This window comes from Mesorhizobium sp. M1A.F.Ca.IN.022.07.1.1, assembly GCF_003997575.1.
Classification (GTDB): domain Bacteria; phylum Pseudomonadota; class Alphaproteobacteria; order Rhizobiales; family Rhizobiaceae; genus Mesorhizobium.
Genome location: NZ_RZST01000159.1, coordinates 1 through 12653 on the forward strand (window position 1 = coordinate 1; position 12653 = coordinate 12653).

The window sequence follows — 12653 nt, forward strand, 5'->3', positions numbered from 1 at the left end:
GCGGTAGCAAGATTGGTCGCGACGGCATCCGATATTGAGGCCAGCCGCGCCCCGACTTGGACCGCCTTGGTGGCGGCGTTCCACTGATAGAAGGCGTAGCCGAAATCAACGAAGCCGAGCGTCAACGCAAAGAGCAAGGTGACGACGATGGTCATCTCGACCATGGCCGCGCCCTCCTCGGATTTTGCGAAACGCCCGATCATGGTCAGAACCGCATCAACCGTTCTTGGTGTGAGCCGCTCAGCGTGATCGAACCAATACCGACGAGCGACAGAAGCCCCACGCCGCTATAAGCGTAGGTGCCGTCCGCCTGGACGATGCAGACTTGCGCCGTCGTGGATCTATACTGCGTGACACCGGCAACTACCGCATCGTGGCAGCCGGTCCCGATCGTTACGGTGACGTTGGCTTTGTCCCAGCCTGAGATTCGCGCAACGTCCGTCTGAGTTATGGCCGGCTTGCCGTAGACAGCGATGTTGGTGGCTATGTCGGCGCAGTCTATCGCCGCCAGCCCAGCATCCGTGTAAATCTGGCTGTTGCAGCGCGCAGCGAAACGGGCTCCGTCGGAAAGTCCGGCCTCCATCAGAAGCTTGTCGTGGATGAGATTGCCGAACTCGAACACGCCAGCTGACAGCATAAGCATCAACGGTGCGACAAGGGTCATCTCGATCAACACTGCGCCGCGTTGGTCGCGCCGAAATCTTGCAAGATGACGAAGGATGAGGCCAAGCATTTCGTCACCGATAAAGCTGGGCTTCGTCGCGGAGGAAACTGTCGAGCGTCCCTGCACCGCCGCGACCCGTTATGTCGACGAGCTCGACGAAAACGGAGCCCCCCGCACTGGCACCCGGAACGGGCTCAGTCAGGAAAAAGCTTGCGAACGCTTCGACGGGAAGATTGGTGCTGTTGCCGTTCAGATCGTTCCCGGCCGCTTCCAGCGCGTTGCAGTTGAGAAGCGCGCCGTAAAGGAGACGACGATCGACGGATGTCACCGGCGGCTGGCAGGAACTCGGCGGTGTTCCCACTTCGCCGCCCGTAGAGGCATGACCTACCAGACCATTCGCTGTCTCGTACTTGTAGACCTGATACCGGGTCGGCTTCGTCGTATCCCAAGAAGAAGGATAGCTGGTCCCACCGAAATTGGTGCTCCAATAGCTGGACAGGTTCCAGTTCCCGTCGCCCATGCGGCCGCCCATGTATGGAGTGGTGGCATCGCGCGGCAGTCCCATGTTGCCGGTAGCGTTAAATGTCAGCTGATTGTACGACGGACACTGATTTCCGCCCCCGTTCCCGTTCCCGTTTCCATTACCATTCCCGCCGGTCGACGCTCCCTTCCGCACATTCGAGGCGGGGCCGTACTCCGAACTGTTGAAGGCATTGCCGCTGGGATTGATGCCGAATCGTACATTGAACGCATCCTGAATTGGGCCGGTGTTCTGGCCGGTTTTGGTGCTCACGCCCTGGGACGAATAACAGCCGATCGGCCTCGACGTTGCGATCGTCTGCGCAAGCGCCTGCGCTCCATTGCCGACACCGTCCGGCGGCGCCAGGAACCCGAAATTGCCCGGGCCGTATGCGGCATTGTTTCCGACTGTACGAAGTTCGATCAGGCGCCGGCGGATGGACGGATCGGCTACGGCCTGCTCAAGCGTAACGCCGCCGGCGGAATTGGTGCCGTTGACCATTTCATAGGGATTGCAGATAAAGACGGGCGTGTAGTTGCAGACACCGGAGGTAAACCCTGCGACAGAGACCGCTCCGACATTGAAGCTGTTGTTCGCGGCGTTTCCGGTCAAGAATGATGCTGGGAATATGGCTGCGAAGCCAACGGGCGTTACGGTCACGCGGACGAACCTCGCGTTCGGCGCATCCGTGACTTCGTCGGCGATGATATTGGCTGCTGCGATAGCGGTACTGTCAGATGCCGGCAGGGACCGCAGGTAGGTCCTCGTCACTCCGGCAGCGAGCAATGTTTGCGGAACGTTGGCTGTCGAGAAGGTATATTGGTTGCTCACCAGGGTCGCTAGGGCCCGATCGGCGCGTACGATAGAGTCGGTGCGGCCATCCAGTTCCGCAGCCGCGGCGAGGGCCATTGCGTCTCCTGCCTTCTGCAGGTCGTTGTGCATGTTGTTGACCCGGCTCATGTCGATCGCCAGGAGCGAGAAGCCGATGATCGCCGGCAACATGATGGTAACGAGCAGCAGCGCTATGCCACGCTGATCTCGCCAAAATCTGCGTATGGTCCCCAACATGACCCTACCCTTTACCCCTTGGTGTCAGGCTCCTCGCATGCCTGATACAACCGCTTCCTTTCGTTCATTTCACTGCGTACCCGTCGGGCCGACATTGACCGTCATGTTCGTCGTCGGCGCCGGCGCTGGCGGAAGCTTGTATTTCTGCACGACGCCGACGGACCGTGCGCCGTCGCCTTCGATCTTCGTGTTGTTCGAAGCCGGATTGTACGGATCGACCGTCTGCAGCAGCTGGTTGGCTTTCTGCGAGTCGCCCGACGCTAGCGTCATCGTGTCGTAGTTGTTCAGATAGTCCGCCGCGCAGCCTCCAAGCAGGCTGGAACCGAGCAGGACGAGCAGAAGCTTACTTCTTGACATAGACCAGCTTGTCCTTCGATTTCACATCCAGCATGTGGCCATAGGGGCCGGTGACACCATCGCCGTGCTCATACTTCCTGATCATATCCTTGCTGACCTCGAGCTGGCCGAGCAGGAAAAGCTCCGGATCGTTGGAGGGCTTCGTCTTGTCGAAAGGCGTCGCCAACTGCTCGCCGGGCTTCACCGGCCGCACAAGATGCGGCGTCACGATGACGACCAACTCCGTCTCTTCCTTCTGCGTGCTCGAATTCTTGAACAGCGCCCCGATGATTGGCACCTGGCCGAGCCACGGCACCTGGTCCTGCAGCCTGGTGTTCTTGCTGGAGAGCAGACCGCCCACGGCGAAGCTTTGGCCGTCGCGTAGGTTGACTGTGGTCGACAGCTTGCGATTGGTGAAGATCGGGTCGCCGGCAGAGGTGAAGCCGGTCAGGTCGCTCACTTCGGGCGCAAGCTTGATATGGATCTTGCCGTCATCCAGCACCACCGGCGTGAAGTTCAGATTGACGCCGAACTGCTTGAACACGATCTCGACTTCGCCCTGGCTATTGACGCTTCGGACCGGCACTTCGCCGCCGGCGTTGAAGCTGGCCGTCTCGCCGGAAACCGTGGTGAGATTGGGTTCGGCCAGCGTGCGCACCACGCCTTTCGACTCCAGCGCCTCGATGATCAGGTCCACCTTGATGTTGCTGTCGATGACGCGGGTAATCAGTGCGGCGAAGGGATTCGAGTTCGACAAAAGCCCAGTGACCAAATTCCCAGGTCCGAGCACTACATTGTCTTCGTCGACAGCCGCTATACCGGTACCGGTTCGCGTCGTACCGCTCCCGTTTGTGCTCCTGATCGACACCCCGAGATCGCGGCCGGCATTGCGTTTGGCCTCGAGGATGCGCACCGACAGATTTACCTGCTCGCTGTCGTCGATGGTGACTGCGTTGATGATGGCGTCGGGGCCGTACTGCTGTGTCACCTCCACAATAGATGCCAATGTCGCGGCGTCCTTAACATGGCCGCTTAGTCGAACCTTGCCGTTGATCGAACCGATTTCAATGCGGGCCTTGGGCGCCACCTGGCGAATGGCTGCTGCCATGTCGCTGACATCCTGGCCGACTTCGATCTGGATGGCGCCCAGCGAGCGCTTGTCCTCGGAAAAAAGGTTAACCGTGGTGGTGCCGACGCTCTTGCCAATAATGTAGAGCGTCTTGTCGGTCATCGGCTGGGCATCGGCGATCTTCTCGTCACCGACGACGATATCGCCAAGCGTGGCATTGACCTGGATCGTGGCGGATTGGGAAACGGGCACGAACACTCGGTGGAGCGACGGGCTCGACACATCGATGAAGCGGTCGGCGGCATGAACCGCAGGACTCAGCGGCAACACAGTAAAGGACCAGGCCAGAGCGGCAGCGGCCAATGATCCCCGAAAAATTCGCATCTAGATCGTCCCCCTTGCGGATCCATTCCAGCGGACCCACCCGGATCCCCCTATCCGAATGCGCCTTTCGCTATCTCTGTCGCGGCACGTCGTATGTTTCGAGCTTCACGCCGCGAAATACTCCGATTGTAGCCCGCGCTGGCGGTTCCGGCTGCACATATTTTACAACTTCCTTTACAACTTCTTGGGGTTGTGGTGCGGGCGCCACAGTTGGCTTCACCTTGCTCAATTGATCTATCTGGCTTCCAACCCGTTCCACGGCCTGGGCCAAGCCATCAATCTTCTCGCTGGCGCGCTTGCGCTCTTCTGCGGCCACGGCGTCTGCAGCCTTCTGCCGATCGAGCTCGGCCTGCCTCTTGGCAACATCGTCGGCCGTATCGCCGGTAAGGTCGGCGAGGGTGACGCGTTCCGTCGTCTCGCCGTTCCCAGCCGCAGCCTGGCGGAGCGCCAGCGACAGCTGGCCGGCGCCGGCGGCAAGTGTCAGCTTTTGCGCATCCTTGGTGCTGACCTCGACGGTTACCGCCTTCACCACTTGAGGATTTTCTTTGCTTTCGTCGGCAACCTGGTCGACGGCCAGCACCTTGACACTTTGCAGCAGCACGTCGACGAAGCTTCTGTCGGCACCGCCTTCACCGCGCACGTTGCGGGTCAGAAGTATATCGACACGGTCGCCAGGGAAAACGAAACCCGCAACACCGAGGACATCATTCACACGAATGGAGACGGCCTTCATGCCTTGCGCCAGCACCGCCGAGAGCGTGGCACGCTGGCCCGGGCCGGTGATCTTGGTGGCGAGAACCGGCTCGTTGACACCAATCGCTTGAAGCGCCTGCTTAGCGCCCTCGCCAGCCAAAAGTTCCTTGGTCGTCTTGAAGGCGCCAGCTGGAACCGCGCCTGCAGGCCAAGCAATCTCGCGCAGTTTGTCGGCGCTCAGCGAGTCGCCGAATTTGAGCGGCGTAGCAGCCACTACAATGGTGTCACGTGCCAAGGCACCGGGCTTAGCCATGGCGCTGCGTTGGTTTGCTAACCACATATTAGCAAGCACCACTGCCAGCACGCCGAAAACTCCGGCGAGAATGATCATGATTACAGTATTCGCGCGCATCGCCAGCCCCCGCTGAACTACAACCATCGACGCCAGGCATTTTCCTGGCGTCGATGATTCCACTGCTTATCGATTACGTACCCGAAATCGCCGAGTACAATGCGGTCCACTTGCCGCTCACCCAGCCACCGACCAGGATAATGGTCGCGATCACGGCTACGGTGATAATGCCGAGAAGAACCGTGTATTCGACCATAGCAGCGCCGTTTTCATCGTCGCGGAACTGCCGGGCCATCGTCATGAGCTTCTTCATGCCAATTTCTCCCTTTTGGAGGTTTGAACCCGACGAGACGAGCCTAAGGATGAACCCCATACCCAAGCATCCCCCGTCACGTTCAATCCTTGTCCCGCAAAAAAGCCGAGTCAAACGGATTAACAGTCCGTTAATCTTTCAATACTCGATCCGACGGCTTCTCATTTTTCACAAGAGCTTGATTCGCTTCATTTTTCAAGCGATCTTAACCATTCGTTCATAATTCTGCCTCGTTCGGCCGAAGGCTCCGCCGCATTAGCGGTGACGCATAAATCATTATATCTTGCAACTTAGGCGAACAGGTGTGGCCGGGGCGACAAAGGTCCTAAGACTTTGGTCAGCGCGCCAGGAACGAGGCGAAATAGAACGATTTCTCACGTGCGTCTTTTTTAACTATGTCGCAAGTAATACTTCTCGTGTGTCCTCTACGCCGCTTGTGCCCTTCGTGGTTAACGCTTAGTTTCGAGGTCGGGGAAATCAGAAGGGGTTCGGCGACATGTTGGGTCGCTTCATCAAAGGGCCGGGTGAGCAGCGTGCACCGCAATCAACGCAGGTGCCTGCGACGCCCAATGGCGCGGTGGTCGTGCAGCCGGTCCAGTCCGAGCCGGCTACCGACGATTTTCTGTCACTTAAAGTGGATCTGCACAGGCATCTCATCGACAGGTTCAATTTGACCGCCCTTGAAAACGCTTCTAAGGACGAGATACTCGATGAAATCCGGCCGATCGTGCGCGAATTCGTCCGTGGCCGAAACACGCCGCTGAACGCGCGAGAGCTCGATCAGCTAACCAGCGACACGGCGGACGAGATGCTTGGGCTCGGTCCGATCGAGCCTCTGCTCAAGGACGACTCCATCGCCGACATCCTGATCAACACACACAAGCACGTGTTCATAGAACGCCGCGGCGTCTTGGAGGAGACCTCAATCCGATTCCGTGACGAGGCGCATCTCCTTCGGATTGTTAACAAGATCGTTTCGAATATCGGCAGGCGTGTTGACGAATCGGCGCCGATGGTCGATGCGCGTCTCGACGACGGCTCGCGCGTCAACATCGCGGTACGGCCGATCTCGGTCGATGGCCCGCTGGTTTCGATCCGCAAGTTCTCCAAAAATCCCTATTCGCTCGAACGCTTAATGGCATTCAACTCGATCCGCCAACCCATGGTCGAGCTGCTGCGGATCGCGGTGCAGTCGCGTAAGTCGATCCTGGTCTCGGGCGGCACCGGCAGCGGCAAGACCACACTGCTGAATGCTTTGTCGAGCTATATCCCTCCCAAGGAGCGGCTGGTCACGATCGAGGACGCAGCGGAGCTGCAATTGCAGCAGCCGCATGTCGGCCGGCTGGAGACACGTCCGCCCAATGTTGAAGGCAAGGGCGAGGTCCGTCAGCGTGAGTTGTTGAAGAACGCGCTCCGCATGCGGCCGGACCGCATCATCGTCGGCGAGGTGCGCGGCGAGGAAGCCTTCGACATGCTGCAGGCCATGAATACCGGTCATGAAGGCTCGATGACAACCATTCACGCCAATACGCCCCGAGATGCGATCTCACGTCTCGAGCAAATGGTTGGTATGGCCGGCATGCCGATGACCAACGATTCGATCCGGGCGCAGATCGCCTCGGCTATAGACATAATTGTGCAGACGCAACGCCTTTCCGACGGCGGACGACGAGTGGTTTCGATTTCGGAGATTACCGGAATGGAGGGCAACGTGGTCCAGTTGCAGGAGATCTATCATTTCGTTCGTCGCGATATCGCCTCGGACGGCACGATTATCGGCGAGTTTCGCGCCACAGGCGTGCGGCCGCGTTTTGCAGCTGAAGTGGCGACCCTGGGGCACCATTTCGCCAAGGACGCCTTCAATCCGCAGGTGCCGCTCTGATGTTTTCCGGCCAAACGCTACTTTATCTGGTCTACGTGCTAGCCGCGGCTTCTGTCATCCTCGCCGTGGAGGTTATGTACGTTTCGGTCGCCGGGACACGCGCAAGGGCAGGCATAATAAACCGCCGCCTTCAGGTTATGGGCGAGGATGCTCCAGCAGAACGAAGCCTGCAAGGACTTCTCCAGGAGCGGGGGTTGACCGTTTCGGGGGATTTTGCCTTCGGCGCCGTAGCCCTTAATCGCCTCTACACGCAGTCCGGCATAACCGGCAATCCAATCAGTTTCGCAGCGGTCTTCATCCTGGCAGGACTCGTGGTTGCGATGGTCGCAACACTCCTGCTGGGGTTCTCGGCTCCCGCCGCGGGTCTCATCTTCCTATTTGTTGCATTCGCTTTGCCTTTCCTTGTGCTGCGGCGGGCTAGAGACAAGCGAATAAGCAAATTCGCTACCCAGCTTCCTGACGCGCTCGACATGATAGTGCGCTCCCTCCGCGCCGGTCATCCAACAACGGTGGCGATCGGGCTTGTGGCACGCGAAATGCCGGATCCTCTTGGCACCGAGTTCGGCATTGTCTCGGACGAGATCTCGTTTGGCCTCAGCCTTGAGCAGGCCGTGCGCAAGCTATCGGAGCGTGTCGGTTTCGAAGGATTGCACCTTTTGTCGGTGTCACTTTCCATTCAGGCAAAGACCGGCGGCAATCTTACCGAAATTCTGTCCAATCTCGCGTCGGTGCTGCGCGAGCGGCGCAAGCTTCGGCTGAAGATCAGGGCCTTGTCGGCCGAGGGCCGAATGTCAGCGTGGATAATTTCTCTCTTTCCGGTGCTAATGTTCTTCATTTTGTTGGGAATCGCCCCAAGCTACTATGGTGATGTTTGGAGCAGCCCTCTCATTTGGCCGGTCTTCGTCATCTTCGGATCTTGGGCGCTCTTGGGCGACTACATCATGTATCGCATGGTCAATTTCGATTTCTGAGATTGGGGCATCGGCTTGCTGAACGACCTTGGAAATTCGCCGATGTTGCTGTCGGTTGCTGTGTTCCTGGCCGCGGGCACTCTGTTCCTGCTGGTTGCTCTGATATTGATGCCAGTCTTTCAGACGAGGAAGCGGATCGCTGAAAGTCTTTTATCAGAAGGCATCACGAGTCGCCGCTCGTTGACGGCTCAGCAGGAGATTAACAGGATTTCGGCCCAGCGGCCGGTCGAGGCATATTTTCGTGCCCTAGAGAAAGAGCGTGGCGAACCCAATGCCTTGGAGGCGAAGCTGTTTCGTGCCGGCTTCCACCAGCCAAGTGCCCCAATCATCTACACGATTTCTCGTCTGGGCGCGGTGTGCATTGGCTTTCTCGTCAGCTACGCCATGTTTTCCCACATGCTGCCACCTCGATTGCCTAGTGTATTTGCCTTTGCGGGTGCGGCTCTAATCGGTCTGGGATGCATTGTTATCCCAAGCATCATGCTTGATCGCTTTGAGAATACTCAGAAACAGATCTACAGGCGTGGCTTTCCTGACTTCATGGACATGATGATCACTTGCGCTGATGCAGGCATGAGCCTGGAGGCTGCGGTTGATCGAGTCGGGAACGAACTTGCGGGCACTCACAAATGGCTTGGCATTCAGCTTTCGATCATGAATCTCCAATTGCGCGCCGGCAAGCCGTTGCGCGAAGCCCTGCGCGAATTGGCTGATCGCATTGGGCTGGAAGAAGCGAAGGCTCTAGCGGTTCTGTTTCGTCAATCGGAAGAACTCGGGACCAGCCTGACGGAGGCGTTGCGTGTCTACAGCGACGAAATGCGCAACCAGAGAATCATGCGCGCGGAAGAGCAGGCCAATGCGCTACCAGTCAAGATGATGATTCCCCTGGGCCTGTGCATCTTCCCGGTTGTGCTGATGGTGGTCATGTTGCCTGTGATCATACGCATGAAAGGCGTTTTCTTCTAGTTGAACATGTGCTTTGGTCCTATATGGGTCGGGGGACTCTCGGGGAAACTACATGAAGAAGCTGATCGCCGCGGCCGGCCTGTTAATGATTGCACTAGCCGGCTGTCAGACGAACGGGAAGGACACCGCGGACGGCGTGGTTCGCACCAACGAGCCAGCGAAGGGCGACTACACCGCCTTCGGTGATGCCTTCGACGGGCTGAAGACCGTCAGCGACGTCGACTACTATGCCTCGGACCAGGCCGTCACCGAGGCCAAAACCCAGTTCCGCTCCGAGAACTATGGCAACGCCGGGGCCCTATTCTACAAGGCGACACGTTTGGCGCCTAATGATGGCGTCGCCTGGCTGGGCCTTGCTGCTTCCTGCGACCGCATCCGGCGCTTCGATCTGTCTGACATGGCCTATGGCCGGGCCTATCGGCTGCTCGGCGCGACGCCGGAATACTATAACAATGTCGGCTACTCCTATCTGCTGCGCGGCAAGTTGCAGGACGCGCGCACAAATTTCCTCAAGGCCTATGAGCTTGCGCCAAACGACCCGACCGTGGCCAACAATCTGAAGCTACTGTCATCCAGCGTCCGCAACATAGAGCGGTCATGAGCCCTCTGCTCGCCGTATCGCTCCTGCTCAAGGCACTCGCGATCCCGCTGCTTGCCAGGATAGCCTGGACCGACTTCAAAACTCAGAAGATATCGAACCCTGAGGTGCTCCTGCTCTTTTGCCTGGGTGTCGGTTCCTTGCAGCTGATATCCGTCCAGGCCGGGTCTTGGTGGGACATGGGATTAACTGCAATCGCCGGATTGCTGCTGTTCGTCGTTCTCTTTCCTCTCTGGGCTTTGCGGAAGCTGGGCGCCGGCGACGTGAAGCTGATGGCGATTATTCCATTCGTGATTGGAGGCACTGGCCTTGCCTTCTTCTCGATTTTGCTTCTGCTGTTTGCGCTCGCTACTGCCGCCATCATAAAATTTCCTTTCATGCTGCCCGAGGGGGCTTTTCGCATTTACGTTCAGCACCTAGACCGTAAGGGTGTCGTGCCGTTCGGAGTGCCAATCTCGCTTGCCGCGATCTGCACGATAGTGCTGGTGCTCACGAATAGCGTCTATGCTCATGTGTGATGGACTGCGATAGCGCGTGCAGCCAAGCTAAGCTGGACCTGATTAGAATGCAAACGACAGAGGTCACACTTAATAGCGGTAGCCTCGCAGCGTGGCGCGCAAACAATTCCTTTTATATTGCGATCGCGACGTATATGTTCCTTGCGGTTTTCGCAGCTGAACATTGGGGAATCCCCATTGACGTGAAGCTTTACAATCAAGGTTTCTGGGTATTCGGCTGCGCTGTTGCAGTCGTCCTGTTTTCAACTATCTCTGTCCGCGTAATGCTTAGTCGGCCGGAGCGGATATTTCCACAGATAAAAGCGCAGCTCAGAAAATATAGGCTTAACGAAAGAATAATAAGAGGCGTTCCAGTTTTAATAGTGTTTCCAATATTTTTTTCGGTTTTCACAAGTATGAAAGCCGGCATAAGCAGGATGGTGCCATTTTATGCGGACTGGAAGCTAATTGAAATAGATAGATTTGTGAATTTCGGTGTCGATGCTTGGAAGCTATTTCACCCAATATTGGGGTTTGGGCTTGTAACGTTTATAATTAATTTATTTTATAATCTTTGGTTTATATTTATGTTCGTGGTCTTATTTTGCGTCATATTCTCAGTGGGCAACGATCGCCTTCGCTCCCGCTATCTGGTGGCTTTTGTTCTGACGTGGGCAATCCTCGGAAATATTGCAGCGACGATATTTGCGTCGGTTGGTCCCGCCTTCGTCATGCCGTTCTTCGGTGACGGCACCTTCGCGCCGCTTATGGACTACCTCGAGACAACGAACAATGTTTACCCTGTATGGGCTTTACACGCCCAGAACATGCTTCTCGCTAATGCAGCGTCAGACGGTCCCCACATGGGTAGCGGAATTTCTGCCTTCCCTTCGATGCATCTTGCCATAGCCACGTTGAACGCAGTCTTCCTCTGGCGGTTTGGCGGTATATTGCGTTGGACTGGCGTTGCCTTTCTAGTTGTAACTCAGCTGGGCGCCGTGCACTTGGCTTGGCACTATGCGATTGATGGGTACGCTTCCATGCTAGCGACGACAGTCATCTGGACGCTCACGGGATGGTTGTCGAAAAGCTCCAAATTTAGCTAAGGCCAATTTATACTGGCGCGCCCTTCGCTAGCGCGGATCCACTTCGCACTACCTTGTAGTTGCGATGCAGAGCAGGTCCGAGGCAGCTGGACAACTAGGTCAACCGCCATTTCCATTGCCGAACCGGCTTCTTCGGTATGATGGGCTCGCCGGCCGCAGCTGGTCTCGGAGCCTCAAACATCAGCCGTTCGGCAAGCGCGACGGCGCCAGCCCCCACCGCGCCGACAATAGCCAAAATCAGAAGCTTTCTAAGAAAATCCAACTGCCCACCACCCAACTGAAATTTCAAAACCCCGCGGTCTGTTTCCCCACCAGCTTCAGTCTACGCTTTTCCACCTTGAAAAACGGCATCGATCTTTGGCTCGAGCCGTCTGCGCGGAAGCGGAACAGGCCGGTCGAGCCGCGGAAGCCGCTGGCGTTCTCCAGCACCTGTTTGGAGAAACCGTTCGGGCCGACCGAGCTTGCTATGCCGGCCGACAGCGCCACCATGTCGTAGGCGTAGGCGACGTTGACGTCGGGCTGGTAGTTGTAGGTCGCCTTGAAACGGTCGGCGATCGGTCCGGTCTCGCTCTGGTCGAGCGTCGCGATATAGGCGCCCTCATAGAGCGGATCGATTGGGCGCTCGAGCCAGCGTTCGGTGCCGATCAGGCTCACGGCCTTGCCCGGAATACCCTTCGCCTTGAGCGCCGCCAGCACGGCGACAGGGCTGCCGTCGCCGCTGGCGACGACGACGGCGTCGGGCGCCTCGACCAGCGAACCCATGTCCGACACCACCTTGGCGGCGTCCGACGCCGAATAGGGAAGCGTCACGGCAAGCGTCGCGCCATAGATGCTGAGCGCGTTCGCGACCCGCGCCTCGACGGCGCCGGCGTTCGCGCCCGCCGGCACCAGGAGCACGAATTTCTTGGCGCCCTTGCCGGCAATCGCTGCCGCGCCCGCCGCCGCGCTGTCGGCTTCGCTCAGCCGCACCGCATAGACGCCGGGGCCGCCGGCGAAATTGTCGGCCAGCGCCAGCACCGGCGGCCGCTGCGTGCCGGAGAGCTTGGCAAGGTGCTGCGCCGCCGCAAGCTCGGCCGGCCCGATGACGATTTTCACGCCGCCCGAAGTGATCGCCTTCACCGCCAGGTCCTTGGCATAGCCGCTGTCGCCGCGCGTGTCCTCGATGGTCAGCGTCACCAGCTTGTCGCCGAGATCGGCCATTGCCAGCCGCGCGGCATCATACATCTTCCTGCCG

The 12653-nt window shown here is 58.2% G+C and carries 14 protein-coding genes; 6 read left to right on the plus strand and 8 right to left on the minus strand.

Annotated elements, in window-relative coordinates; translation table 11 throughout:
* The 7 genes from EOA75_RS18335 to EOA75_RS18365 all read right to left on the minus strand — a co-directional run.
* The coding region (locus tag EOA75_RS18335) for a TadE/TadG family type IV pilus assembly protein (RefSeq protein WP_164747437.1) at nt 1–203 on the minus strand (203 nt) is incomplete at its 3' end.
* A 2-nt stretch (nt 204–205) separates the two neighbouring features.
* Complete coding sequence (locus EOA75_RS18340; protein ID WP_127324829.1) at nt 206–733, minus strand: TadE/TadG family type IV pilus assembly protein; 528 nt, start codon at nt 731–733, stop codon at nt 206–208.
* Nucleotides 734–737: 4 nt separating this feature from the next.
* Nucleotides 738–2252 (minus strand): pilus assembly protein TadG-related protein, encoded by a 1515-nt coding sequence (locus EOA75_RS18345; protein ID WP_127324830.1) that lies wholly within the window; start codon nt 2250–2252, stop codon nt 738–740.
* 69 nt (nt 2253–2321) lie between these two features.
* Nucleotides 2322–2609: a hypothetical protein gene (locus tag EOA75_RS18350; protein ID WP_127324831.1), complete on the minus strand. Its 288-nt coding sequence runs from the start codon at nt 2607–2609 to the stop codon at nt 2322–2324.
* Nucleotides 2596–4041, minus strand: a complete 1446-nt coding sequence (locus EOA75_RS18355) for a type II and III secretion system protein family protein (protein ID WP_127324832.1) — start codon at nt 4039–4041, stop codon at nt 2596–2598. The genes EOA75_RS18350 and EOA75_RS18355 overlap by 14 nt, the downstream gene beginning before the upstream one ends.
* Before the next feature lie 70 nt (nt 4042–4111).
* Nucleotides 4112–5146, minus strand: a complete 1035-nt coding sequence (gene cpaB, locus EOA75_RS18360) for a Flp pilus assembly protein CpaB (RefSeq protein ID WP_127324840.1) — start codon at nt 5144–5146, stop codon at nt 4112–4114.
* 73 nt (nt 5147–5219) lie between these two features.
* Complete coding sequence (locus tag EOA75_RS18365) at nt 5220–5399, minus strand: Flp family type IVb pilin (RefSeq protein WP_127324833.1); 180 nt, start codon at nt 5397–5399, stop codon at nt 5220–5222.
* Nucleotides 5400–5895: 496 nt separating this feature from the next.
* Between EOA75_RS18365 and EOA75_RS18370 the strand changes: the two genes are divergently transcribed.
* Genes EOA75_RS18370 through EOA75_RS18395 form a run of 6 tightly spaced genes read left to right on the plus strand, consistent with a single transcriptional unit; the run spans nt 5896 to nt 11419 of the window.
* Nucleotides 5896–7281: a CpaF family protein gene (locus EOA75_RS18370; RefSeq protein ID WP_127324834.1), complete on the plus strand. Its 1386-nt coding sequence runs from the start codon at nt 5896–5898 to the stop codon at nt 7279–7281.
* Entirely contained in the window at nt 7281–8252 is a 972-nt protein-coding gene (locus tag EOA75_RS18375; protein ID WP_127324835.1) for a type II secretion system F family protein, read from the plus strand. Before EOA75_RS18370 ends, EOA75_RS18375 begins: the two co-directional genes overlap by 1 nt.
* A 15-nt stretch (nt 8253–8267) precedes the next feature.
* Nucleotides 8268–9218: a type II secretion system F family protein gene (locus EOA75_RS18380; protein ID WP_245466670.1), complete on the plus strand. Its 951-nt coding sequence runs from the start codon at nt 8268–8270 to the stop codon at nt 9216–9218.
* 52 nt (nt 9219–9270) lie between these two features.
* Nucleotides 9271–9819 carry a tetratricopeptide repeat protein gene (locus EOA75_RS18385; RefSeq protein WP_127324836.1) on the plus strand — a complete coding sequence of 183 codons (549 nt, stop codon included), beginning with the start codon at nt 9271–9273 and terminating at the stop codon, nt 9817–9819.
* On the plus strand, nt 9816–10334 hold the full coding sequence (locus EOA75_RS18390) for a prepilin peptidase (protein ID WP_127324837.1): 519 nt from the start codon (nt 9816–9818) through the stop codon (nt 10332–10334). Before EOA75_RS18385 ends, EOA75_RS18390 begins: the two co-directional genes overlap by 4 nt.
* A gap of 47 nt (nt 10335–10381) precedes the next feature.
* Nucleotides 10382–11419, plus strand: coding sequence for a phosphatase PAP2 family protein (locus EOA75_RS18395; RefSeq protein ID WP_164747438.1), 1038 nt, complete (start codon nt 10382–10384; stop codon nt 11417–11419).
* Nucleotides 11420–11704: 285 nt separating this feature from the next.
* Here the strand turns inward: EOA75_RS18395 and EOA75_RS18400 are convergent.
* A partial coding sequence (locus EOA75_RS18400; RefSeq protein WP_127324839.1) for an ABC transporter substrate-binding protein occupies nt 11705–12653 on the minus strand: 949 nt, incomplete at its 5' end.